The following is a 24842-nucleotide window of genomic DNA, read 5'->3' on the forward strand; positions in this document are numbered from 1 at the left end:
AACCTGGCCGGTGACACCCACGTTCCGCGCCCGCTGGCCCGCACTGTGCAGCGTTGCGGGCACCCGCCGCGGCGCGCCGGGTGCTGTGCAGATCGCCCGCCGCGGGGACGGAGGGTTGCCTCCCGTCGTGCGTGCTCGCCGAGTATTACGGGACGGTAACCGGTGGTGCGCAGCTGTCCGGGGAAGTGCCACCATGACCTGATGGACCTCAACCCTGTGACACGAACATCGGCCGTCGCGGCGCTGATCCTGAATGTGCTCTATTGCCTGCTGGTGCTCGCCCTGCTGCTCTGGGTGTTCCACTGGGGCCGGGTCAGCATCATAGTGGTGGCTCTGCTTCTCCTGGCCGTCATCATCCCCGGGTTCTTCGCTCTGCGCCCGCAGACCGAGCGGGGCGAGGACTACATCATCACCTCATACGGTGCCCGCGGCCAAGGGAAACTCACGGTACCGGTGCCCGTCTCCGAACTTCCGAGACTGGTCGAGCGTGCCTGCGCCCAGCACGCGAAACTGGGCTTGCGAGAACTCGATGCGCAGGGCGGGCGGATCTCGGTGGGAATCACGTTCTCGTCGTGGGGCGCGCGCGTCCGATTCGTCTTGCGACCCGTCTCGGAGACCGCGTCGCAGATCGTGGCGACTTCGCGTCCTCGGATGCCACTGGAACTGTTGGGTCGCGCCCGGAGCGAAGGAAACCTGTCCCTGCTGTTCCGCGGCGTGGCACGGGAGGCCGAGCGCACGCACACGAGCGTGACCTGAGCACCGCCCGACCGGGCGCGGTGCATGCCCCATGAGGCCCGGCTCTCAGCTGAGCCGCCGCTCAGGCGGGTTCCACCCACCACGCCCGGGTGGTGTCGGTGGGGCCGTCCAGCTCGGTCAACCCCGCGTCCGTGACCGTGACCGGCCTCTGGACCCCGTCCCACTCCTCCCGCGAGGGGAACTCCACGCGCACCCGGTAGTCGTCCACGCGCCAGCGTTCCCGCACTGCTTCGGGCATGGCCTCCCACGCGAGCTGCGCGGCGTGCCCACACTGCGCCGCGAGCTTGCCGCTCGAGATCCCGAGTCCCGGGGCCACCTCCACGGTGACCACGGCATTCTGCGTGGCCGAGGCCCCGACGGCCGGGAATTGCGTGCCGGACACCTGCAGCTTGTGCAGTTGCTTGGGCAGGGGCTGCACGGGTGCGGGCACGAATGCCCTCACGGCCGCGGTGCCGTGCTCGTCCGCTGCCGTAGTCGGCGCCTTCTGCGCCACCGTGACCCCGGGTAACGCCTGCACGTCCTCCCAGCGCTTGCCGTCCGCGCGCCGCACAAGTTTGCGGATCTGCACGTCCCGCCACGTTCGCACGGCCTCGTGCCATGGCCCACCCGGGGCGCTGCGTTCGTCGCCCAGCAGCATCACGACGGCGCGCGCCGCCGCTTCCGCGACGTCCACCTCCCGTGCGGGGCGCCCACGATCCCGGTACACCACTAGTTGCATGGCCCAGGGGACGTCGTGGGTCTCAGTCGGCTCAGCACTCATGGCCCCGAGTCTCCCACGCGGATCCGCAGCGCGAGCTCGCCCGCGGACAGCGCGTGCGTGTCCGGGACCACGGGGACCATGAGACCGCGGTCCGTGGCCGTGGCGATCCCCAGGTGCACGCGGCGAGAGACCGAGATCTGCTCACCCTGCAGCGAGGCGTTGAGCTCCGGAGTCCGGTGCAGGGCCCAGCACATGGCCCGCGAGAGCACGGCCAGGGGGTTGACCCGGGCGTATCCCTCCGCACCGCGGCTGCGCGCCACGAGCTCCATGGTGCGCGTGACGTCCACGTCCAGGAACTCGGTGACGTGCGGCGCGGTGAACGCAGAAGCCACCATCGCCTGCGCCGTGGCCCTGCGGACGCCCTTCAACGGGATGGTCCACGTCTCGTCGCCCTCCGGGGCGCCGGGCGACGTCGTCGGCGCGACCTCCGGGAGACCACCGGTGCCTACCAGGTGCTGCGCGAGGTCCTTGCGGGTGACCTCGCCGGCCGCACCCGTTCCGGTCAGCGCGGCGAGATTCACCCCGGCGTCCTCGGCCACGATGTCGATGATGGGCGTCCCTACCTCCACCGTGGCTCCCTCGGGGGCGAGCAGCGCCGCCACCGATCCCGCGGTGGGACACGGCAGTTCCACGACCGGCTTGGCGGTCTCGATCTCCACGATCACCTGGTTGACCTTCACGGCGTCACCGGCAGCGACTTTCCAGGTCAGGATGTCCGCTTCCGTGAGGCCCTCGCCGACGTCCGGGAGCTTGAACTGGGCTATATTCATGATCTTCTCCTCCATACTCGAGAGCCCGGTCGATCCCGTCGAGGATTCTGTCCACGTCGGGCAAGTCGTGGTGCTCGGAACGCGACGCCGGGTACGGGGTGTGGAACCCGCCCACGCGGATCACGGGTGCCTCGAGGTCGTAGAAGCATTTCTCCCCGACCCGCGCGGCGATCTCAGCGCCCTCACCGAAACTCGTGGGCGCTTCATGGACGATCACGAGACGACCCGTCTTGCGCACGGAGGTCACCACGGTGCCCGCTTCCGCGAGAGGAGCATGGATAACCCGCTGGTCGCCGAAGTCCTTCTGCAGTCCGTCCGTGATGAGGAAGACCCCGCCCAGCACGCCGATGTCCTCCCCGAACAGCACGACCCTGGGATCGTCCTCGAGGGCCTTGCGCAGTCCCCGGTTGATGGCAGCGGCCAGGGTCATGGTGGTGTTCTCGGCCCCGGGTGCCTGGGCCGCGGTCCCAGCTCGCCCTGGTGCTGGAGAGCCGTGGCCTCCTGGTCGAATCTGCGTAACAGGACCATGGATCGGTACATGGTCATCAGGTCGGTCATCTCGAGGGTATCGAGCTCGTATCCGTTCGGGGACAGACGCTCGCCGCTGGGACTGATCATCTGCACGGGATGAGGTTCACCCAGTCCCGTTCGTTCCGGATCCATCACCTCGTTGTGAACGTTCATGTCACTCCTCGAAGTAGCGCGTATTCAATTGTCACTAGGTCTCTGTGACGCAGGTCGCTACGCCTATCCCGCGCGGCTCCGCCAGGGGGCCCGGGTGTACCCGATCCACGCCCCATACTGGGAGCATGCACATCGTGGTGGCCGCCGCAGAGCCCGGGTCCTGGGTGTTGCGGGTGGTCTCCGCGAACGGCAAGCCCGCCGGGGAGCCGCACACCGTCACGGACGAGGGCCTCGCCTTCGAGGTCGCCCGGCGCGAGAACGCGGCACGTGCCGCGGGCGTGGTGCCTCCCGTGTGGACGTGGCTCGAGACCTCCGTCCCCGCCGCACTGCTGCTCGCCGCGGGCGTGTGGGTGACCCGCTGCCGGGACCTGGGACTGTGCGCCACGATCCTTGCCACGGCCGCGACCGCCCCCGGATCCGGCGCACCCGATCCCACCTCGGACGAACCCCGCCCACTCGACTACCGTCCCGTGATCGAACCCGCGGACCCGCGCCGCGTGGCCGGTCCGCACGCCCCGGCCGAACCGAGCAGCCAGGGGTCGCTGTTCGCCGTCGTCGAGCAGCGCGGGCACGGGACGGACGAGTTGATCGCGGAGCTCGCCGCGCAGAACCGGGCGTGCGAGACCGCGCGCTATCCCCGGCGGATCGAACGCCTGCTGGCCCTCGAGTCCCAGGGCGCGTTGGTGGCCGCGGACATGCGCCACCACGGCGTCCCCTGGAGCCCCCGGGCCCACGAGGAGATCCTCGAGGAGCTGCTCGGCCCCCGTCCGGTCGGTGAGGAGCGGCCCGCGCGCATGCAAGAACTCGCCCGGCGGGTACGTGACGTGCTCGACGCCCCCACCCTCAACCCGGACTCCCCCGTGGAGCTGCTCAAGGCCCTGCGCAACGCCGGGGTGGACGTGGACACCACGCGCGCGTGGAAACTGCGGGACTGGGCCCTCGTCAACGGCCGGCCGCAGGAGCAGCGCGTGGCCATCGTGGAACCGGTGCTCGAGTACAAGAAACTCTCCCGGGTCTTCTCCGCGACCGGGTGGCACTGGTTGGACACATGGGTGCGGGAGGAGCGCTTCCACCCCGAGTACGTCGTGGGCGGCGTCGTGACCGGACGATGGGCCGCGCGCGGCGGCGGTGCGCTGCAGATCCCCAAGTACATCCGCGGCGCCGTGCGCGCGGATCCCGGCCGCGCGCTCGTCGTGGCCGACGCCGCCCAGCTCGAGCCGCGCGTGCTGGCCATCCTCGCGCGCGACGACGCTCTGGCCGAGGCGTCGCGCGACCGTGACCTCTACGAGTCCATCGCACTACAGGGCGAGGCACGCGGTTCGGAATTAAAGGAGCGGGCGCACGCGAAGCTCGCGCTGCTGGGCGCGATGTACGGTGCGACGTCCGGGGCCGGCGGGCGGTTCATGCCTCACCTGGCCCGGATGTTCCCGCGCGCCGTGGGTTACGTGGAACACGCCGCGCGCGTGGGCGAGCTGGGGCACCAGGTCTGCACCTACCTGGGCCGCTGGTCACCCGTTCCCGGGGCGGAATGGTTTGAGGTGCAGCGCGCCACGGCCACCCAGGCCGGCGAGCGCCGGGCCACCCAGGCCGCGCGCGGTCACGGCCGGTTCTCCCGGAACTTCGTGGTCCAGGGCTCGGCCGCCGAGTGGGCGCTCGCGTGGTTGGGACACATCCGACAGGGTCTGCACGACGCCGGCCTGGACGCACAGCTCGTGTTCTTCCTGCACGACGAGGTCATGGTCCACTGTGCCGAGCAGCATGCGCCCCGGGTGCGGGACCTCGTGACGCAGGCGGCCGAACAAGCGGTGATCACGGTGTTCGGCAGGGTACCCGTGGCGGTCCCGGTGGCCACGACGGTGGTGACGTCGTACGCGGATGCGAAGTGACCGCGGCTGCGCGCACCAGCATTACGCTGAGACGTCCCGCTCCTGAATAGCGTCCTGCTGGTGACCTCGCGGACCGTCCGCACCATGCGCCTCGACGGGGACCGAGGGTGAACGGCGCTGAAAGGGTTACGCCTTCGGCCCGAACCTCGGCGCGGGGCGCTTAATCGAGCGGTCCCACTCCACGGACCAGCCGAGCCAGTCGAGCACGCGGTCGATGATGACGCCGGTGAACCCCCACACGGTGATGGGCTCGGCCACGCCCGCCACGCGCACGTCGAACGCCGGGGACTCGTAGGTGTGCTGCCCGCGGGTCACGGTCGCGTAGTACCGGTGGGCGGGGTTGATCAGGTCCAGCACCGGCACCCGGAACACCAGGGAGGACTCGGCGTGGTCCACCACGTCCACGGGGGACGGGCTGCGCCACCAGCCGATCACAGGCGTAACCAGGTGGTTGCTCACGGGCAGCGGCACGGGGTGCAGTGCACCGAGGACCTCCACGCCGTCCGGGTCCACCCCGGTCTCCTCGTGGGCCTCCCGCAGTGCCGCCCGGATATGGGGTGCGCTCACGCGCCCGCCGGGCACGTCCAGGAAGGTGCCGGGTTCGCCGTCGGGCGGATCGAGGCGCCCGCCCGGGAAGGCGACCTGGCCGGGGTGGGCACGCAGGGTCGCGGCGCGCTGGACGAGCAGCACGTCCAGGTCACGTCCCGGCCCGTCCGTGTGCTCGGCGTAGTGCGAGGGCACGGCGTCCAGCGCGCCGAAGAGGATGAGCACCGCGGAGTGCCGGTGGTTCTCGTCCAGCTCGCCGATCCGCCACGGTTCGCGGTCGTGCATGATCACGGAATCACCGTGCCGGGCGAGCTCCACGAGCTGATCACGGGGGTCGGCACCGTGAGGGTCGGAGGGGGTCATGCGAAGTCCTTTCACGCGCCGAGGGTGTGTCCGTCGGCGCGCAGTTCGCGGCGCGTGCGCCCGGCCAGGAAGCCCGCGAGCAGCTCCTCGCGGCCCGGGGCGAGTTCGTAGGCCAACAGTTTCCGGGCGGCCAGTGGATCGGTGGGGCCCGTGCCGTAGGAGGGGCACAGATCCGCGACCGGACACACTCCACACGCCGGTTTGCGCGCGTGGCACATCCGCCGCCCGTGGTAGATCAGTTCGTGGGACAGCTCGGTCCACACCGCGGGCGGGAACAGGGCGGCCACGTCCGTCTCGACCTTGACGGGGTCCTCCTGGTCGGTCCAGCCGAAGCGGCGCGCGAGCCTGCCGAAATGCGTGTCCACCGTGATCCCGGGGACCCCGAACGCATTGCCGAGCACCACGTTCGCGGTCTTGCGCCCCACGCCGGGCAGGGTCACGAGCTCGGCGAGCGTACCCGGGACGCGGCCGTCGTACTCGTCCACGATCCGCGTGGCCAGCCCCTGAATGGAACGCGCCTTGGACCGGTAGAACCCGAGCGAGCGCACCCGTTGCTCGACGTCCTCGGCCGGCGCCTCGGCCAGCTCCCAAGGCCCGGGGTATGCGGCGAACAGCCCCGGCGTCACCGAGTTGACGCGCACGTCGGTGGTCTGCGCGGAGAGCACCGTGGCCACGAGCAGCTGCCACGCGTCGTCGAAATCCAATTCCGCCACGGCGTACGGATAGCTGCGCGCGAGCTCGCGCTGGATCCGCCGCGCCCGCCGCGTCGTTGCCAACCGCGTTTCGCCCCCGGTACGACGACGCCGCGCGGCCGCCTGCTCGGCCTGGCGCGGGGGCACGAAGCGCACGTGGGCAGCGGCGGCCGGGGAGTCCATGTCCTCGATCATGGTGGCCGCCGTGGCGGGGGTCAAACCGCGCGGCCGCCGTGACGGTGCGCGCGACACCGGCCGCCATGGATCGAGCACGGGCGGGAACCTCGACTACGCTGGAGAACGAGAATGTGAACTGCACCACGTGCCCGCGAGCGGCACGACACGGCCCAGGTAAGGAGCACCATGTCCCCGGAATCCGCAGCATCCCAGTCGAAGACCTACGCACCCAGCGAGGAGTTCGCCGCCCAGGCCAACGCCACCGCGGAGCTGTACACGCGAGCCGAGGAGCAGGGTGAGGAGTTCTGGGCGGACCAGGCCCGCGAGCTGCTGACGTGGTCCACCCCGTTCACCGAGGTATTGGACTGGTCCAACCCGCCGTTCGCCAAGTGGTTCCAGGACGGCACCCTGAACGCCGCGTACAACGCCGTGGACCGCCACGTGGAGGCCGGCAACGGGGACCGCGTGGCCCTGTACTTCGAGGGCGAGCCCGGGGACAGTGCGTCCTACACGTACGCGCAGCTCAAGGACGAGGTCTCCAAGGCCGCGAACGCGTTCGAGGCGCTCGGCGTGGGCAAGGGCGACCGCGTGGCCGTGTACCTGCCCATGATCGCGGAGGCCGTGGTCACCATGCTCGCGTGCGCGCGCATCGGAGCGATCCACTCGGTGGTCTTCGGCGGCTTCTCCGCGGACGCCCTGCGCTCGCGCATCGAGGACGGCGAGGCCAAGCTCGTGGTCACCGCGGACGGCTCCTACCGCCGCGGCAAGCCCACTACGCTCAAGCCCGCCGTGGACGCCGCCCTGGAGAAGGGCGGGAGCTCCGTCCAACACGTGGTGGTGGTCAAGCGCAACGGCGAGGACGTCGCGTTTCAGGACGGCCGTGACGTGTGGTGGCACGAGGTCACCGAGAACGCCTCCACCGAGCACACGCCCTCGGAGCAGAACGCCGAGGATCCGCTGTTCATCCTCTACACCTCCGGCACCACCGGCAAGCCCAAGGGCATCCTGCACACCACCGGCGGCTACCTCACCCAGGCGGCATTCACCCACAAGAACGTGTTCGACCTCAAGCCGGAGACGGACGTCTACTGGTGTACCGCGGACGTCGGGTGGGTCACGGGCCACACCTACATCACTTACGGGCCGCTCGTGAACGGCGCCACCCAGGTGATCTACGAGGGCACCCCGGACTCCCCGCACCGCGGCCGGTTCTGGGAGATCGTGCAGAAGTACGGCGTGAGCATCCTCTACACGTCCCCCACCGCCATCCGCACCATGATGAAGTGGGGCGAGGAGATCCCCGGCGAGTGGGACCTCAGCTCGCTGCGCTTGCTGGGCACCGTGGGCGAGGCCATCAACCCCGAGGCCTGGACCTGGTTCCACCGTGTGATCGGCGGCGAGCGCTGCCCCATCGTGGACACGTGGTGGCAGACCGAGACCGGCGCGATCATGATCTCCCCGCTGCCCGGGGTCACCCACGCCAAGCCCGGTTCCGCGCAGGTCCCGCTGCCGGGAATCGCGGTGGACGTCGTGGACGACGCCGGCAACTCCCTGCCCAACGAGACCGACGGTTTCCTGGTGGTCCGCAAGCCGTGGCCGTCCATGCTGCGCACCATCTGGGGGGACGACGACCGTTTCGTCAACACCTACTGGGGCCAGTTCGGTGACAAGTACTTCGCCGGCGACGGTGCCAAGCGGGACGCGGACGGGGACGTCTGGATCCTGGGTCGCGTGGACGACGTCATGAACGTCTCCGGCCACCGCCTGTCCACCCCCGAGATCGAGTCCGCGCTGGTCTCCCATCCGTCCGTGGCCGAGGCTGCCGTGGTGGGCGCCCAGGACGAGACCACGGGCCAGGCGGTTTTCGCCTTCGTGATCCTCTCGGACCAGGCCACCGCCGAGAACCGGGACGCCGCCGAGCTCGCCGAGGAGATCCGCGCGCACGTGGGCCGGGAGATCTCCCCGATCGCCAAGCCCAAGAAGGTCTTGATCGTCCCCGAGCTGCCCAAGACCCGCTCGGGCAAGATCATGCGCCGTCTGCTCAAGGACGTCGCCGAGGACCGTCCCGTGGGTGACGTCTCCACGCTAGCGGACCAGACGGTCATGCAGCAGATCGTGGACTCGCTCGGCCAGAAGTAACCCCAGCCCCGGCGGACGACGCCGCTGCGGTGCCTCGCGTGAAGAGGTCATCGTGGCGGCGTCGTCCGGTGTTGTCAGGGTGTTCGACGACGCCGCACTATTCGTCGGTGCCGCCTTGTTCGGAGGTGCCGTGTCGCTCCACGTGACCGTGTTGTTGAATGGAGCCATGAGTGAGCTGCCGATCCACGTCCTGAATGGGCCCAATCTCAACACCCTGGGCACCCGCAAGCCCGAGATCTACGGGCACACGACCCTTGCGGACGTCGAACGCAATGTGCGCGTCCGCGCGCAGTCGTACGGGCTGGACGTGGTGTTCGAGCAGTCCAACTATGAGGGGCAGCTCGTGGACTGGATCCAGCGGGCGCGCACCGAGGCGTGCGGGATCGTGATCAATCCCGCGGCGCTGACCCACTACTCCGTGGCCCTGCACGACGCCCTGGAGATGTGCGAGATGCCGATCGTGGAGGTACACATCTCCAACGTGCACCGCCGGGAGGCCTTCCGGCACACGTCCTTCGTGTCACCGCAAGCCACGGCCGTGATCGCCGGTGCCGGTGTCCTGGGGTACGAACTGGGCGTGCAGGTGATCGCCAACGAACTGGGTAAGAACATCGAGAGTTAGGACGCACCCATGACCGCAGCAGATCCACGGTCCGGTGTGCCCCTGGTCTACAGGCGCATCGACGAGTCCTTCCACCAGGTGGCCGCCGCCGTGATCGAGGAAGTCCTGGTGCGGCTGGGGCACCGGGTCGCCGTGGTCGAGGGAGCGCATCCGCAGATGTACCCGCAGCTCGCCGCCGGGGACAGGGACCTGTTCGCCGATGCATGGCTGCCCGGCGGCCATGAGGTGTACTGAGGTGGCGCCAGGAGATCGGTGACCCGCGGGCCATCATCGACACGGTCGACCGGCGCATGGCGGACGAGGACTGGTTCGTCACTGCCCTGTGGCAACCGCAGTACCTCCACGACGTGTACGACCTGCGCCCGCTGCGTGATCCCCTGAATGCGTTCTTGGCCCCGGACCGCGCCTCCCTGCTGGCGCACTCGGTACCCGGCCACCGCTCGTGCGTGCTCGACCGCCGGTCATCGGTGCTCAGCCGCTGCTTGTCGGTGTTCAGCTGCTACCGACAGGATGTCCGCTCAGGACACCACGCACTGACCCGTGGGGACGGACTCCGTGGAGTCCCCCGCCGCGGCGAGGATCTCGGTGACACGAGCCACGGGGATCGCATACCCCACCTGATCCGTGACGGCCTTGGCGAAGACCACGCCCACGACCTCACCGTCCGCGTTGAGCAGCGGACCGCCCGAGTTGCCCTGCTCCACATTGCCCGCGATCTGGATGATGCTGCGGGTCTGGGTCTGCCCCGTGGTCACGTTCTGCACGGGGGCCACCGCCTGACCCTGGATCGTGGCCGGGCGCAGCGTATAGGGACCGCCCAGCGGGTAGCCCGCGAAGGACACGGTCTGTCCGCTCGTCACCGAACCCTGCAGGGCCAGGGGTGCCTCGGGCAGATCGGGGACGCGCAGCACCGCGAGGTCGGACGCGGCGTCGTACTGCACGGCCTGCGCGCGGTAGACGCGACCGTCGCGCGTCTGGACCACGGGCTGGTCCACGCCCGCGACCACGTGGGCGTTGGTAACCACCGTGCCGGGCTGCGCCACGAATCCCGAACCCGTCTGGTTCTGGGCGCACTGGGCGGCCGTGCCGTAGACCTGGACCACGGACTGGCCCGCGTCCGCGACGCTCTGGGTGTCCGGGGTGTCCGTGGGGTCCGGGGCGGCCTGGGACGGGAAGAGCAGTTCGTCCAGCTGCCGGATGCCCTGGGCGCCGCTGATCGCGTTGCGGGTCTGTGTCATGGCCTGGCGCACGGGCTCCGGGGTGACCCGCTCGATACCGCGCAGCACCTGCGAGGACGCGACCTGTTGGGACAGTGCGGGAAGGCCCAGCTGACCCACGAGCGAACCCACGAGCCCCATGACCAGGGCGGCCACGACCACGTTGAGCACCCCGCCGCCCACGCGGTCCAGGATCCCCAGTCCCGTCCTCTCGGTGATCCGCGCGAGGGCATTACCCGCGATCGACCCCAGCCACTGACCCAGGGCCAGGGCCACGAGGACGGTGAGCAGCACGGCCGGGATCCGCCATTCGTCCGAGACGTACGCGGACACCACGGGGCCGGCCCAGAACGCCACCACGGCGCCGAGCACTAGCCCCACGAGGGACGCGAACGAGCGGAAGAACCCTCGGCTCAGCCCTGCGACGAGATACGCCACCAGCGCCACGATCAGCAGCACGTCCAGGATGTTCAGGGACAGGGTCATCGAAGTCCTCACGGAGGGGGAACACGCGGGGATCGGGTGCGTGCTCAGCCGAGCATACGGTGGGGGGCTGGGTAAATCGTGGATCGTGAACGGTGGATGAACACGAGCGGGAACACCCGGAACTCGCAGCGCGTTCACACCGGGCATAACCAGCGGGGTGGACCCGGGCGGTGTGAAATTCGTTACGATGGAACGTACTCAGATCATGTGCCCCTGTCCGGGCTCATCCGCAATCCGTGAGGAGTTTTACCTTGGATACAGACGTCCTACGCCGCGCTCCGCTGTTCGCTTCCTTGGACGATGAGGCGTTCGCCGCTCTGACCGAGGAGATCACCGAGGTGAACCTCTCCCGCGGTGCCACCCTGTTCTACGAGGGTGATCCGGGGGACCAGCTCTACTTCATCGTCTCCGGCAAGATGAAGCTTGGGCGCACCGCGAGCGACGGTCGCGAGAACCTCGTGGCCGTCATGGGTCCCGGTGAGATCTTCGGCGAGATGGCCCTGTTCGACCCCAGCCCCCGCTCCACCTCCGCGACCGCCGTGTCCGAGACCCGTCTGGACGGGCTCAAGCACGAGAACCTGCGCAAGGTCATCCAGCGCTCCCCCGAGGTCTCCGCGCAGCTGCTGCAGGCGCTCGCCCGGCGCCTGCGCCGCACCAACGAGAACCTCGCGGACCTAGTGTTCTCGGACGTCCCCGGCCGCGTGGCCAAGGCCCTGCTGGACCTCGCGGACCGGTTCGGCCGCCCCGCCACGGACGGCATCCTGGTGGCGCACGAGCTCACCCAGGAGGAACTCGCCCAGCTCGTGGGTGCCTCTCGCGAGACCGTGAACAAGGCCCTGGCCGAGTTCGTCCAGCGCGGTTGGATCCGCCTCGAGGCGCGCGCCGTGGTCATCCTGGACCTGCAGCGCCTCAAGCAGCGCTCCCGCTGACGCCGGTTCTTCCGCCGACGGCGCTCGTGGCACCCGCCACGGGCGCCGTCGCCTTTCACACGGGATGCGTGAGGGGTGCGTGAGGGCGCGCGGGACGCGACCCACCCGGGAGGTCACTCGTCCAGGACGAGGACGGGTTCGCCGTCGCGCAGATCCAGTCGGGGACTCTTGACCCGCAGGTCCCGCCGGGCCGCGAGGAACGCCACCGCCGAGCCGGCGTGCGCAACCGCCTCGAGGGCGCACTGCACCCCGGGGGTCGTGAGCTCGTTGAGGTCGAAGTGCCAGGGGTCGTTGGTGAGGCTGGCTTCCTCCGACTGGCGCCGGAACAGCTCCGGCACCGGTGTGGACCACGGGTCCTCGAACAGGGCGCGCGCGTCCACCCAATCGAGCCACGCCACACCGCGCTGCGTGGCCAGCGGCACGGGGCGCTGGCCCACGGGAACGGCCGCCGAATAAAACTGCAGGTCCACGCGCTGGTGGATGAAGTCCGAGGTGATCCAGTGGGACAGCGGCCGGAGGCATTCGCTGTGGAACGTGAGACTGCGCTTGGCCAGCAGGTCCGCGAAGGAGAACTCCTCTGCTGCCAGCCGTTCCCGCGAGGTCATCCAGTCCGCGCCGTCCACGCTCTCGGCGACACCGTGACCCGGGGTTCCCGCGAGCAGGATCCCGGTCTCCACGAACACCTTGCGCGCGGCGGCCACCACGCTGCGGCGCGTGCGGCCGATGTCCTCCGAGAGCACCTTGTGGGCCCACTGCGCGGGGGTGGGGCCGTGCCAGTCCAGCGGTTCGTCGTCGCTGGTCTCGCACACCCCGCCGGGGAACGAGAGCGTGCCCATGGACTGGCGGCCCGGGCGGTGGAGCATGAGGGTCTCCACGCCGTGCTCGCCGTCCCGCACGAACACGGTGGCGGCGCCGTGGCGGGGGGCGGAACCGTGCAGCCCCAACCCCCGTTCCATCCAGGCCCGGGCGGCCGTGGAATAGGCGCGGGGCACCGCGAAGATGCGTTCGTTCCCGCGGCCCCCGCTCATCGTCAGTGGAACTCGACGATCAGTTCGACCTCCACCGGGGAGTTCAGCGGCAACACGCTGACACCCACGGCGGAGCGGGCATGCACGCCGGCGTCCCCGAACACCCGGCCCAGCAGGGTGGACGCGCCGTCCACCACGGCGGGCTGACCGTAGAAGTCGGTCGCGGAGGCCACGAAACCCGTGACCTTGACGATGCGTTGGATCCGGTCCAGGTCCTCGATCTGGGACTTCACCGCGGCCAGGGCGTTGAGCGCGCAGCGCTCGGCGAGCTCGGCGGCCCGTTCCGGGGACACGGTCCCCTCGGCGCCGGAATCGCTCACCACGCCGGTCTCGAGTAGTGACCCAGACACCAGCGGCAGCTGGCCTGCGGTGTAGACGTGCTTCCCGCTCACCACGGCCGGGGCGTAGGCCGCGAGCGGCCGGGCCACGCCCGGCAGTTCCAGACCCAGCTGCGCGAGCCGGTCTTCGTAGCTCTTGTCCATGACGTCCTCTTCCCCGCGGGTCAGTTCTTGGGCCGCTTGAAGTAGGCGATCGGGTTGGTTTGGACGGGGGCGTTCACGTTGCCCGCGGGGGTGTCCGCGGCCTGCGTGCCGGGCAGGACGGTCACGAGCTCCCAGCCGTCCTCACCCCAGTTGTCCAGGATCTGCTTGGTGGCGTGGATCATCAACGGAACGGTGGCGTATTCCCATGTGGTCATGGCCACCACCCTACTGGTCCCGCCCCCCGCAGCGCGCCGGGAGCGTTCCCGCACGAGGTTCGCGGGCCGTGTGCCACCCTCTCCGGTACACGATTCGCACAGGACCCGGCCTATAGACTGGCCCAATGGCATCACGCAGCAACTCGGGCTCCGAGCCCACCTCGGTACTGGGCAACATCGTGGCGTTCATCGCCGTGTCGGTGGTTGCCGGGGTGGTGGCAGCCGGACTCCTCGTTCCCCCCGCCGCGGCCGCCGGACTGGCCGCCAACGCGTCCATCGGCTGGTTCAAGTCCCTTCCCGCGGACATGGAAATGGGCCCCCTCTCCCGTTCCTCCACCGTGGTGGCCAAGGACGGTTCCGAGATCGCCACGTTCTTCGCGCAGAACCGGGAACCGGTCTCCCTGAACCAGATCTCCCCCAACATGAAGAAGGCGCTGCTGTCCATCGAGGACCGCGACTTCTACGACCACGGCGGTGTGGACCCCTGGGGCATCGTGCGTGCCATGGGCAATAACGTGTTGCGCCCCAGCAACCGCCAGGGTGCCTCCACCATCACGCAGCAGTACGTGAACAACCTGATCATCGATCAGCAGGTCCGGGCCGGCGAGCAGGCCAGCACCATCGGCGCGGACAAGGGCATCGTGGATAAGATCAAGGAAATCAAGCTCGCGTTGTCCATGGAGCAGGAGAAGTCCAAGGACGAGATCCTGGAGGGCTACCTCAACATCGTGCTCTTCGGCGGGCAGAACTACGGTGTGCAGGCGGCCTCCGAGTACTACTGGGGCATCCCGGCCTCCCAGCTGAGCATCGCGCAGGCCGCCACGCTCGCGGGCATGGTGCAGTCCCCCAACTACTACGATCCGCAGGTCAACCCGGAGGCCTCGGTGCAGCGGCGCAACGTGGTGCTGGACACCATGGTGCAGACCGGCGCGATCACGCAGCAGCAAGCGGACCAGGCGGCCCGCGAGCCCCTGAACCTGGACATTCACCCCACGAGTTCCGGGTGCTCGGCCGCGCGGACGGCTCCCTACTTCTGTGACTACGTGGAGAACCAGGTCATGCAGTCCAACTCGTTCGGTGCCACGCCGGAGGAGCGCCTGGCCACGCTGCAGCGCGGTGGTCTGACGATCACCACCACCCTGGACCCCAAGGCCCAGCGGGCCGCGGACACCCAGGTGAACGCGACCCAGCCCAAGGACGACAACCCGGACAACGTCTCCACGGCGTTGGTCTCCCTGGAGCCGCGCAACGGTCACATCGTGTCCATGGCGCAGAACACCAACTACTCCGCCGCGGAGGGCACCTCCAACACCACGTACAACTTCAACGTGGACAGCTCCATGGGCGGTGCCGGTGGGTTCCAGGTGGGCTCCACGTTCAAGCCGTTCACCCTGGCCCAGTGGATCAACGCGGGCAAGGGCATCAAGGCGAGCGTGGACGCGCGTCGTCTGCACTACCCCGCGGACTTCCGTTGGAAGGCCTCGTGCCTGCCCAACGGGTACAAGATCGAACCGGGTGATGACGGCAACGGGTTCAGCTTCCAGAACGCGACCGAGGGATACGCCCGGGTCATGGACGTGGACTACGGCATCTACAACTCCATCAACTCGGCGCTGTACGCCATGGCCGCGGACCTGGACCTGTGCGAGATCGGTGAGTTAACCAAGGCCATGGGCATCCACGACGGTAAGACCGGTGATCCCGTGGACACCACCGTCCTGTCCTCCCTGTTGGGTGGTTCGGTGGACATCTCCCCCATGACAATGGCGCGTGCCTTCTCCGGCTTTGCGAACGACGGCGTGATGTGCGAGCCCCGCGCTGTCACCAAGGTCGTGGACTTCACCGGGAAGAACTACGACGTCCCCGGTGACAGCTGCCAGCAGGTGATCAAGAAGGAGGTGGCCCAGGGCGTGAACGAGGTGCTCAAGCAGGTGCTCGTGCGCGGTTCCGGGTACCAGCGCTCGATCGGGCTGCCGGATGCCTCCGCCGCCAAGACCGGCACCACCGACAACTCGACCCAGACCTGGATGCTCGGCTACACCAAGGGCCTCGCGACCGCCTCGTGGGTGGGTAACTACGAGTTCGGTTCCCGCTCCCTCAACGGCCTGAGCATCGGCGGGCGGACCGGCGGTTCGGGTACCGAGTGGGTGGACGGTGCCACGTACGCGGGTGGCCAGTGGCAGAACTACATGCGCACCGTGGCCCCCGACTACGACACCTCCCGGTTCTCCTCGCCGACGCCCAGCGTGATGTCGGCGCGCAAGTAGTGGCGGACTCCACCGCATCCACCCCGGTCGCCCGCTCCCTCGCCGCGGCCGGAGCGGGCTTGTTCGCCGCTGGCGCCGGGACGCTCGCGTGGGCCTCACTCGGGGAGCGGCGTCGATTCCAACTGCGCCAGGAGACGGTGCGTGTGCTCCCGGAGGGCTCCCGGCCCGTGCGGATCCTGCACATCTCCGACCTGCACACCGTGCCCGGGCAGGAGGCCAAGAAGCACTTCGTGCACTCGCTCGCCGCACTGCGCCCGGACCTCGTGATCGACACGGGTGACAACCTCTCGCACCTGCGCGCCCTGCCGTACCTGCTCGAGATCCTGGAGCCGCTGTTCGCGTTCCCCGGTGTTTACGTCCCGGGGTCCAACTGCTACTTCGCGCCGCAGCCCAAGAATCCCGCGCGCTACCTGTGGCGCACCACGAGCGGCGAGAAATCGGACGAGGCCCCGCGGTTGCCCACCGAGGACATGCACCGCGCGTTCGACGAACGCGGCTGGACCGGGCTCATCAACCGCGCCGAGCGGCTCAACATTGCGGACACCGTCATCGACTTCTCCGGCGTGGACGACCCCCACCTGCGCTTCGACCGGCACCCGGGCTTCCCGCGTGAACAGGACGGGCCGGCCCACGTGCGCATCGGCGTGGCGCACGCGCCGTACGTGCGCACGCTGGACCGTTTCGCCGCCCACGGTGCGGACATCGTCTTCGCGGGTCACACCCACGGCGGTCAGGTCTGCCTCCCCGGGGGCCGCGCGCTGGTGAGCAATTGCGACCTGGATCCCGCGATGTGCAAGGGATTGATCTCCCACAGGGGCGTCCCGGTGAACATCTCCCAGGGCCTGGGCGAGTCCCGCTTCGCCCCGGTGCGGCTTTTCTGCCCACCACAGGCCGTTCTGGTCACGCTCACGGACTAAGGTTCTTCCCATGGCACCGATCCGACTCCCCCTCCCCACGCGCCGGCCCGACGACGCCGCCCCGGCTCCCATCGACTCTCCGCTGGACCGCGCGGTGGCGAGGATCGAACGGGAGTGCGGCAGCGGCGTCGTCGTCACCGGGGAGCTGGAACGGCGCGCGGTGGCCCACGACGCCTCCCACTACCTGATGCAGCCCCGCGCGGTGCTGCGCCCACGGGACACGCACGAGGTGGGGCGGATCTTCGCCGCGGCCGCGGACACGGACGCTGGCCTGACCCTGCGCTCGGGCGGCACGTCCCTGTCGGGGCAGTCCGTCACGGACCAGATCCTCGTGGACGTCCGCCGCCACTTCAAGAGCGTGGAGGTCCTGGATCGGGGTGCCCGCGTGCGCGTGCAACCGGGGGTCACCGTGCGCCAGGTCAATGCGCGGCTGGCTCCGCACGGGCGGGCGCTGGGCCCGGATCCAGCCAGCGAGTCCGCGTGCACGCTGGGCGGAGTGGTGGCCGACAACTCCTCCGGGATGGCGTGCGGCACCGAGTTCAACACGTACCGCACCCTGGAGTCCATGGTGCTCGTGTTGCCCTCCGGCACGGTGCTGGACACCGCCGCCCCGGATGCTGGTGAGCAGCTGCGGGCCCGAGAGCCCGACCTGTTCGAGGGCCTGCTCCGGCTGCGGGACCGCGTGCGGGGCAATCCGGAGTCCGTGCGGACCATCCAGCGACTGTTTGCCATGAAGAACACCATGGGCTACGGGCTGAACTCGTTCCTGGACCACGAGGACCCCGTGGCCATCCTGGAGCACCTCATGATCGGCTCGGAGGGCACCCTGGGGTTCGTGGCGAGCGCGACCCTGCGCACCGTGCCCGTGCACCCGCACGTGGCCACCGGCCTGCTGGTGTTCCCCACCGTGGTGGCCGCCACGAGTGCCGTTCCGGAGCTGGTGGGCTCGCAGTGCGCCACCCTGGAGCTGATGGACGCCACGTCCCTGGCGGTCTCGCAGCGCACCGGACTCGCGCCGCCCGCGATCATGGACATCCCGGTGGGCCAGCAGGCCGCACTGCTCGTGGAGTACCAGCACGACACCGCGGCAGGTGTGCGGGAACTGGCGGAGGCGGCGGCGTCCACCTTCGATGCGCTCGAGCTGGCCGGGCCGGTGGCCCTGACCACCGACCCCCGCGAGCGCGCGAGCCTGTGGACCGTGCGCAAGGGGCTCTACACCACTGTGGCGGGCAACCGACCGCAGGGCACCAACGCGCTGCTCGAAGACGTGGTGGTGCCGGTGGACCAGCTGGGCGGCACGTGCGAAGAGCTCACCGGACTCTTCGACGCCCACGGCTACCGGGACTCGGTGATCTTCGGCCACGCCAAGGACGGCAACGTCCACTTCATGCTCAACGAGCAGTTCGATGATCCCGCTTCGCTACGCCGTTACGAGCAGTTCACCGAGGAGATGGTGGAGCTCATCCTGGGCCGCGGGGGTTCGCTCAAGGCCGAGCACGGGACCGGGCGGATCATGGCCCCGTTCGTGCGGCGGCAGTACGGGGACGAGCTGTACTCGGTGATGGTGGAGCTGAAGGCCCTGATCGATCCCGGCAACCGCTTCAACCCCGGGGTGATCCTCACCGAGGACCCGCGCGCGTACCTGCGTGATCTCAAGACCGCGCCGGCCGTGGAGGAGGAGGTGGACCGGTGCGTGGAATGCGGATACTGCGAGCCGGTGTGTCCATCCCGGGATCTCACGCTCACGCCGCGCCAGCGCATCGTGGGGCGCCGCGAGATCGCGGACGCCGAAGCGCGCGGTGAGCACGAACTGGCCGGTCGGATGCGGCGCGAGTTCGACTACGACGGGCTGCAGACGTGCGCGGTGGACGGCATGTGCGTGACCGCGTGCCCCGTGGACATCAACACGGGTGACCTGGTGCGTCGGCTGCGGTCGGAGAACCGTTCCGCCGTGGCGGACCTCGTGTGGGCGGGGCTCGCCCGGGCGTGGCCCGTGACCGTTCCTGGTGCGGCCTTCGCGCTGTCCCTGGCCCGGCGGATGCCCGCCGCGCTCCCGGTCAGCGCGACGTCGGTGGCCCGCGCCGCGCTCGGGACGGACACCGTCCCCCGCTACTCCCCTCGCCTGCCCGCGGGCGGTCGCTCCCGTGCCGGATTGACGACGGCGCCCGCGAACGTCCCTGCCGACCGCGCCCGGGCCGTGTTCTTCCCCGCGTGCATCGGGGCCATGTTCGGCACGGTGCACGGGGAGGGACCGTCGGTGTCCGAGGCGTTCCTGATGTTGTGCGAGCGCGCCGGAGTGGACGTACATGTTCCCGAGGGCATCACCTCCACGTGCTGTGGCACGCCGTGGAAGTCCAAGGGCCTACCCTCCGGATACGAGACCATGTCCCGGCGGACCCTCGAGACCCTGTGGGAGGCCTCCGAGCACGGCACACTCCCGGTGGTGTGTGATGCCTCCTCGTGCACCGAGGGACTCGTCACCATGCGAGAACTGGCGGCGAACTCGCCCCGGTACGCCGGACTGCGGTTCGTGGACGCGGTGCAGTTCGTGGCCGAGAACGTGCTGGACCGGCTGACCGTGTCCTCGCCCGTGGGCGCGCTCGCGGTGCACCCCACGTGCTCGTCCGTGCAACTGGGGATCAACGATCACCTCCTGCGCGTGGCTGGCGCATGTGCCGAGCACGCCACCGTTCCTTTCGCGTGGGGGTGCTGCGGGTACGCGGGCGACCGCGGCATGCTGCATCCCGAGCTCACGGCGGCCGCCACGGCTCCCGAGGCTGCGGAGGTACAGGCCGGAGACTTTGATGCATATGCATCTTTGAATCGGACGTGTGAGCAAGGCATGACCGAGGCCACGGGCAAACCCTACGAACACGTCCTGCAAGTGCTGGAGCGGGTCAGCCGCTGACACCGCGCTCGGACGTTTTCGGTGACTCGGGGATTTCACATTCCTCCCGTGCTGCCGCTATGCTGAAGCAGTTGTTCGCGGCTCTGCCGTGTGACATCGGGATGTGGCGCAGCTTGGTAGCGCGCGTCGTTCGGGACGACGAGGTCGCAGGTTCAAATCCTGTCATCCCGACCACATGAACACCCGGACCCACGAATCGTGGGCCCGGGTGTTCTGCATTTCCCCACGGACCCGGATCCCGGAAACCCATTCCGAGCCTCTTCCCGGGACATGTTCCGGCCCGGCGATACTCGGCAGCGGCACATAGAAACCTATGCATAATCATTCATTGTCTGAACCGATATGCACTCCGGTCATGATCGCGTAGCTAACCGGCAATCCGTCACCACCCCCCCCCCCCGGCGCACCGGTGAACTCCACGATGACAAGCACTGACGACGAGCCCCTCCGGTTCAGACACAATTCAACTGTTGGTTTGCTAGTGCACACATGAACTGTATATATTCACTGCGGCGACAGCGGAACTGGCCTCATCGCCTTCACATCATTTGCATGGGGGAATTCTCGTCAGCGGGGGCTGACGGGAAGCGCCAGGATCCCCGGGGGACAGCTGTGACAGCTCTGAGAACTTTGGTGCACGATTCTTTCAGTCGCACTCGTACCGCCACGATCGTCGTGGCCCTATTGCTCACGGGGCTGGTCCCCGTGGTGCTTGAACTCCTGGGCTCACACGCCGAGGTCCTGGTCATCGCGGGCGGACTGCTGGTGTTGCTCACCGCATTCCTGGTGCTGCGCGGCTCCCGTCCGGTGGACGCCGAGCACGCATCGGAACCCGCCGGGAGCTCCCGCGGCGGGGTGGAGCTGTTGCTCTACCTCTCGCCGGTGATCTTCCTGAACATCGTCTTCCCGCTCGTGAGCCCGCGCATGGCGGAGGCGACCGTGGGTGGGGTCCAACTGACCCACGTGGTCCTGGCCTCTTCCATCACCGTGCCCTGGCTCGCGCAGGCCGCGTGCATGCCCGCGTACCGCGCGATCGGTGACCTCATGGCCGAGCGGGACATGCAGAAGATCACCCAGCGCTTTTGCGAGGTGTGGCCGGCCATGTTCCTGCAGACCCTCCCGCTCGCCGCGCTGTTCGCACTGCCGCTGTGGCTGGCCACCGGCTGGTCCTGGCAGGCCATGGGCGCCTACCTGCTGTTGCTGGGCGCGCACGTGCTGTTCGTGCAGTCCCTGGTCCTCGCCAACGTGGGAGAACGCCGCGGCCTGTGGGCCGTGGCATGGGGCGCCTACGCCCTGGCGCTGGCCGTGGTTCCCACCGTGTGGATCCTTCCGCCCCTGGTCGCCGCGGCCACCCAGATCGCGGCAATGGGCCGTCAGCTGTCCCACGTGCGGGTCTTCGAACGCCTGGACCACCGCAACTTCGCCGCGGACGCCCTGCGCGGATTGCTGCTCGGATCGGTGTTGTGGGCGGACAAGTTCGTGCTGTTCCTGGCCACGGACGGGACCTTCCAGGTGATCGTGGTGTTCATGGCCATGCTCCCCGCGGTGCTCGCCTACAACTTCTACTTCGTCAACATGGCCCCGCACGTGGACCGCGCCGTCAGCGGACTGCACCGGGCCATCGAGAAGGAAACACTGCCCGTGCTGGCCTCCCGCTCCACGCTGCTCAGCTACGTGGTGGACCGCTCCGTCCTGCGCACCGGCGCGGTGGGCATGGTGCTGACCCTGGCGGCCGCACTGCTACTGGGCGGCTTGCAGCCCAGCCACGTCCTACTCGCGGTGACCGTGGCCGTGGCCTCATGGACATTCATGATGCTCACCCTGTTGAGCTACGAACTGGACTACATCGGGGAGAAGATCACGGCCCAGGCCCTGGGTGCGGTGCACCTGGTCGTGAGCGTCCTCGCGTTCGCGGTGTTCTCCACCAACGGGGCGTACGCCCTCCTGTTGCTCGCGGACCTGGTGCTGGTCGCCGGTGCCTGGGCGCTGTACAAACGCCACTGGGCCCAGCCCGAGTACACCCTCTTCTGGCGCCACGCCACGTCCTGGTAACGCAGTCCACGTAAGCGCTTCCTATCAAGCGCATCCGCCGCGCACGGGCGCAGTCCTGCCCGGTCCCGGCCCCACTGCACGTCCCGACTGGTCGCCACATTGCGCCCCCGGACCCTTTCATCCCGTGAGGAATAGCCGACATGTACCCTTTCACGCGCTCACACGCCAAGCACCGCGCCACCAAGTCCGTGGCCGTCGCGGAACCCGCCCGTCTGTCCCCCGCCGCGCAACAGCGCCAGAAGCAGTACGAGGACGTGGACGTCGCCATCGTCATGGAATCCACCTACCCCTTCCTCAAGGGCGGGGTCTCGGCGGTCGTCCACGACATCGTCACGGGTAACCCCGACCTGAGCTACGGGATCATCCACATCTCCTGGGACTCCGAGGCACCCCAGGAGGACCTCTACTCCATGCCCGAGAACGTGAAATGGGTCCGCGTGGTCTACCTGAGCATGCAGGAGCACCGGGACGACTTCATGTCCGTGCGTCCCAAGGACCTGCGCATGACCGCGGAGCAGCGAACGGTGCTGTCCCACCGGATCTTCGACGCGATCTACGCCCTGGCCGGTGCCCGGGACACCGAGCCACTGTGGGAGCTCATCGACGAAGGACTCAATGAACGTACCCGGCAGTACCCCCTGTGGGCCGTGCTGGGCTCCCGCGAGTTCCTGCATGCGCTGACGGAGCGGATGCCGCAGCTCGGGCTCCCCCTGTCCGAATCGTTCTGGTTGCTGCGCGGATTCTTCTCCCTGGCCCACGCGATCCTGGGCGAGACCATGCCCCGGGCCCGGGTGTACCACGCGCACACGACCGGCTACGCGTCCCTGCTGGGTGCCGCGGCCGCGCGCGATCACGGCACGTCGTTCCTGCTCACCGAGCACAACCTGTACGTGCGCGACACCGTGAACACCCTGCTCGACCGCAACATGGCGCTGTCGATCACGTCCGAGGACTACCGCACGTTTGACGTCAGTGCCGAGGACCGGGCGTGGATGGCGTGGTGGATCGAGATCGGGCACTTCTGCTACCCGAGCGCCGAGCTCGTAACCTACCTCTACCCCACGGCCATCACGGAGGCCGCGAGCCTGGGCGCGGACGTGGACAAGTCCGTGGTGCTGCCCAACGGCATGATCATCGAGGAGTTCGAGGAGAAGTACCACGCCCGCCAAGCCGCGGTAGAGCGCATTGCGCAGTCCCCGGAGGAACACACCTGGCGACTCGTGTACATCGCCCGCGTGGTGCCCATCAAGGGACTCATGGATCTGCTCTCCAGCATGGACATCCTGCGGGATCGCGGGTACCCCAACATCCACCTGGACGTCCTGGGCCCCACCGAGCATGTGCCCGAGTACTACGAGGCGTGCCTCGAGAAGATCGAGGCCCTGGGCCTCCACGACCTCGTGACCATCCACGGGACCGTGAACGTACGGGACATGCTCGACCAGTTCGACCTCCTGGTGCTCCCGAGCTACAACGAGGGCCAGCCGATCGTGGTGCTCGAGGCCATGGCCGCGGGCATCCCCACGGTGGGTTCGGACGTGGGTGGCATGAGCCAGCTCGTGGGCGACGACCTGGTGACCCCCGACGGCCGCACGTGGGGACCGTGCGGTGAACTGCTCGCACCCGGTGACATCGTGGCCATGGCGGACAAGGTCCAGGCCGTGATCGGGAACGTGGACCGTTACCGCTCCTACAGCACCAACGCCCGCGGCCGCGTGGAGGACTTCTTCCAGCTCCACGAGGTCATGTCCTCCTACAACAAGATCTACCGGATGCTCGGCAACATGGGTGAGAAGCGCAACTTCGAGTACTCGGACCTGCGTCAACCGGCGCTCGACGCGCCGTTGGCGGGCGCGGGCGAGTGAGCGGCGTCGGCGCCTGGATCCGGTACGGGGGCCCGATCAGCCCCGAGCAGCTCGACTTCGCCGCGCAGCACTACCGGGCGGCGATCCTGCAACCGTGGGAGACGGCGGCGGCCGCGGACCTCAAGCGGCGCCGCCCGGACATGACGGTGCTGTGCTACAAGTGCCTGTCCTCGACCCGCAGTTACGAACCGGGCCCGATCCACAGTTCCGGGGTCTCGTACGCCGAAGCCCCGGACCGGTGGTTCGCGCGGCGCCTGGACGGTGAACGCATCGAGTGGGCCCGCTACGGCGGACACTGGCAGATGACCGTGTGGTCGCCCGAGTACCGCGAGCGCTGGGTGCGCAACGTCGTCGCCGAGCTGCGGGATTCGCCGTTCGACGGCGTGATGGCGGACAACGACGTGTTCGACGACTACTACGGCCTGGACCTGCCCATCCGTCATGCCCGGACGATGGCGGATTTCCGCGACGGTGCGGGCGAATTGGTGCATGCCGCGGGCACGGCCCTGAACGAGGTCGGTAAGATCCTGGTCCCGAACATCGCGGAATCGCGACGCGAGCCCGGCCGCTGGGCGAGCCACGCGGCCTACGGCGGCGGATTCGAGGAGGTGTGGCTGGGTTTCAGCCCGGTGGACCTGTTCGACCCGGAGACCACCGAGACGCAGCTGCCCCAGGCGGACGGGCCGGGCCTCAGCATCCTGCGGGTGCCCACGGACGGCGACGACGACCACCCCAATGTCGAGTACGGTCTGGCCGCGTTCTGGATCTTCGGGGCGGGCCGCGGCGCGTACGCGGCCACGGCGCACGACGACTACAGCCGCACCCAGCACACCGCGCAGCTCGATTGGGATCTCGGCGCGCCGGTGCAGGACCCCGTGCGCCGCGGTCACACGTGGTGGCGCGAGTTCACGCACGGCTGGGCCGCGGTGAACTTCAACGCCGACCGCCGACGACGACGCCGCGTCCGGGTGCCGCGCGGCATGGTCGACGTCCGGGGTCGGGCGGCGGGGTCCCACCTGGTGCTGCAGCCCCGCCGCGGGGTGGTGCTGCGGCGGGGGTGAGCCCACCGGGGGTGCGGGGC

Annotated in this window: 20 protein-coding genes, 1 tRNA gene and 2 pseudogenes; 14 read left to right on the forward strand and 9 right to left on the reverse strand. The window is 69.1% G+C overall.

Annotated elements, in window-relative coordinates; all coding sequences use genetic code 11:
• Positions 1 to 201 precede the first annotated feature (201 nt).
• A complete protein-coding gene (locus tag J1M36_RS07780; RefSeq protein WP_064846638.1) occupies positions 202 to 756 on the forward strand; it encodes a hypothetical protein in 555 nt (184 codons plus the stop codon).
• Positions 757 to 817: 61 nt separating this feature from the next.
• Here the strand turns inward: J1M36_RS07780 and J1M36_RS07785 are convergent, their stop codons facing one another.
• From J1M36_RS07785 to J1M36_RS07795, 3 genes and pseudogenes are all read right to left on the reverse strand, one after another.
• A complete protein-coding gene (locus tag J1M36_RS07785; protein ID WP_193518983.1) occupies positions 818 to 1516 on the reverse strand; it encodes a peptidyl-tRNA hydrolase in 699 nt (232 codons plus the stop codon).
• Positions 1513 to 2286: a 2-oxo acid dehydrogenase subunit E2 gene (locus J1M36_RS07790; protein WP_206479000.1), complete on the reverse strand. Its 774-nt coding sequence runs from the start codon at positions 2284 to 2286 to the stop codon at positions 1513 to 1515. Before J1M36_RS07790 ends, J1M36_RS07785 begins: the two co-directional genes overlap by 4 nt.
• A gap of 13 nt (positions 2287 to 2299) precedes the next feature.
• Positions 2300 to 2716: pseudogene (locus J1M36_RS07795) on the reverse strand (transketolase C-terminal domain-containing protein); the annotation flags it as partial.
• 379 nt (positions 2717 to 3095) lie between these two features.
• On the opposite strand from J1M36_RS07795, the gene J1M36_RS07800 reads away from it, so the two are divergent.
• The gene (locus tag J1M36_RS07800) at positions 3096 to 4856 is read left to right on the forward strand and encodes a bifunctional 3'-5' exonuclease/DNA polymerase (protein ID WP_098053764.1); all 1761 of its coding nucleotides are present in this window, start codon (positions 3096 to 3098) and stop codon (positions 4854 to 4856) included.
• A 126-nt stretch (positions 4857 to 4982) separates the two neighbouring features.
• Here J1M36_RS07800 and J1M36_RS07805 read toward each other — a convergent pair whose 3' ends face one another.
• Both J1M36_RS07805 and nth read right to left on the reverse strand, forming a co-directional pair.
• A complete protein-coding gene (locus J1M36_RS07805) occupies positions 4983 to 5765 on the reverse strand; it encodes a CoA pyrophosphatase (RefSeq protein WP_206069181.1) in 783 nt (260 codons plus the stop codon).
• Positions 5766 to 5776: 11 nt separating this feature from the next.
• On the reverse strand, positions 5777 to 6640 hold the full coding sequence (nth, locus tag J1M36_RS07810) for an endonuclease III (RefSeq protein WP_144932606.1): 864 nt from the start codon (positions 6638 to 6640) through the stop codon (positions 5777 to 5779).
• Between the two features lie 180 nt (positions 6641 to 6820).
• On the opposite strand from nth, the gene acs reads away from it, so the two are divergent.
• From acs to J1M36_RS13160, 4 genes and pseudogenes are all read left to right on the forward strand, one after another.
• Positions 6821 to 8773 (forward strand): acetate--CoA ligase, encoded by a 1953-nt coding sequence (acs, locus tag J1M36_RS07815; RefSeq protein WP_206479001.1) that lies wholly within the window; start codon positions 6821 to 6823, stop codon positions 8771 to 8773.
• Between the two features lie 166 nt (positions 8774 to 8939).
• Entirely contained in the window at positions 8940 to 9395 is a 456-nt protein-coding gene (aroQ, locus tag J1M36_RS07820; RefSeq protein WP_064846707.1) for a type II 3-dehydroquinate dehydratase, read from the forward strand.
• A gap of 9 nt (positions 9396 to 9404) precedes the next feature.
• On the forward strand, positions 9405 to 9629 hold the full coding sequence (locus tag J1M36_RS07825) for a glycine betaine ABC transporter substrate-binding protein (protein ID WP_206479002.1): 225 nt from the start codon (positions 9405 to 9407) through the stop codon (positions 9627 to 9629).
• 14 nt (positions 9630 to 9643) lie between these two features.
• Positions 9644 to 9805 (forward strand): annotated as a pseudogene (locus J1M36_RS13160) (glycine betaine ABC transporter substrate-binding protein); the annotation flags it as partial.
• Positions 9806 to 9913: 108 nt separating this feature from the next.
• Here the strand turns inward: J1M36_RS13160 and J1M36_RS07835 are convergent.
• Positions 9914 to 11098, reverse strand: a complete 1185-nt coding sequence (locus J1M36_RS07835) for a MarP family serine protease (protein ID WP_064846629.1) — start codon at positions 11096 to 11098, stop codon at positions 9914 to 9916.
• Between the two features lie 251 nt (positions 11099 to 11349).
• On the opposite strand from J1M36_RS07835, the gene J1M36_RS07840 reads away from it, so the two are divergent.
• Positions 11350 to 12027, forward strand: a complete 678-nt coding sequence (locus J1M36_RS07840; RefSeq protein WP_085106205.1) for a Crp/Fnr family transcriptional regulator — start codon at positions 11350 to 11352, stop codon at positions 12025 to 12027.
• A 113-nt stretch (positions 12028 to 12140) separates the two neighbouring features.
• On the opposite strand, the gene J1M36_RS07845 is transcribed toward J1M36_RS07840, so the two are convergent.
• From J1M36_RS07845 to J1M36_RS07855, 3 genes are read right to left on the reverse strand one after another with little or no spacing between them, the layout of a single operon-like run.
• Positions 12141 to 13055: a hypothetical protein gene (locus J1M36_RS07845; protein WP_206479003.1), complete on the reverse strand. Its 915-nt coding sequence runs from the start codon at positions 13053 to 13055 to the stop codon at positions 12141 to 12143.
• Positions 13056 to 13057: 2 nt separating this feature from the next.
• Positions 13058 to 13537, reverse strand: a complete 480-nt coding sequence (locus J1M36_RS07850) for a RidA family protein (protein ID WP_131332363.1) — start codon at positions 13535 to 13537, stop codon at positions 13058 to 13060.
• Between the two features lie 20 nt (positions 13538 to 13557).
• The gene (locus J1M36_RS07855) at positions 13558 to 13752 is read right to left on the reverse strand and encodes a DUF4177 domain-containing protein (protein ID WP_035965209.1); all 195 of its coding nucleotides are present in this window, start codon (positions 13750 to 13752) and stop codon (positions 13558 to 13560) included.
• A gap of 125 nt (positions 13753 to 13877) precedes the next feature.
• Between J1M36_RS07855 and J1M36_RS07860 the strand changes: the two genes are divergently transcribed.
• The 7 genes from J1M36_RS07860 to J1M36_RS07890 all read left to right on the forward strand — a co-directional run bounded on the left by J1M36_RS07860 (position 13878) and on the right by J1M36_RS07890 (position 24822).
• Positions 13878 to 16019 (forward strand): transglycosylase domain-containing protein, encoded by a 2142-nt coding sequence (locus J1M36_RS07860; protein ID WP_206479004.1) that lies wholly within the window; start codon positions 13878 to 13880, stop codon positions 16017 to 16019.
• Positions 16019 to 16936, forward strand: coding sequence for a metallophosphoesterase (locus tag J1M36_RS07865; protein ID WP_206479005.1), 918 nt, complete (start codon positions 16019 to 16021; stop codon positions 16934 to 16936). The genes J1M36_RS07860 and J1M36_RS07865 overlap by 1 nt, the downstream gene beginning before the upstream one ends.
• A 10-nt stretch (positions 16937 to 16946) precedes the next feature.
• Positions 16947 to 19844: an FAD-binding and (Fe-S)-binding domain-containing protein gene (locus J1M36_RS07870; RefSeq protein WP_206479006.1), complete on the forward strand. Its 2898-nt coding sequence runs from the start codon at positions 16947 to 16949 to the stop codon at positions 19842 to 19844.
• Between the two features lie 97 nt (positions 19845 to 19941).
• Positions 19942 to 20018, forward strand: a tRNA-Pro gene (locus J1M36_RS07875).
• A 438-nt stretch (positions 20019 to 20456) separates the two neighbouring features.
• Positions 20457 to 21896, forward strand: a complete 1440-nt coding sequence (locus J1M36_RS07880) for a hypothetical protein (protein ID WP_313361742.1) — start codon at positions 20457 to 20459, stop codon at positions 21894 to 21896.
• 140 nt (positions 21897 to 22036) lie between these two features.
• Complete coding sequence (gene pelF, locus J1M36_RS07885) at positions 22037 to 23761, forward strand: GT4 family glycosyltransferase PelF (RefSeq protein ID WP_064846622.1); 1725 nt, start codon at positions 22037 to 22039, stop codon at positions 23759 to 23761.
• On the forward strand, positions 23758 to 24822 hold the full coding sequence (locus tag J1M36_RS07890) for a putative glycoside hydrolase (protein ID WP_064846621.1): 1065 nt from the start codon (positions 23758 to 23760) through the stop codon (positions 24820 to 24822). The genes pelF and J1M36_RS07890 overlap by 4 nt, the downstream gene beginning before the upstream one ends.
• Positions 24823 to 24842: the final 20 nt, after the last annotated feature.

This window comes from Kocuria sp. KRD140, assembly GCF_017168375.1.
Classification (GTDB): Bacteria; Actinomycetota; Actinomycetes; order Actinomycetales; family Micrococcaceae; genus Kocuria; species Kocuria marina.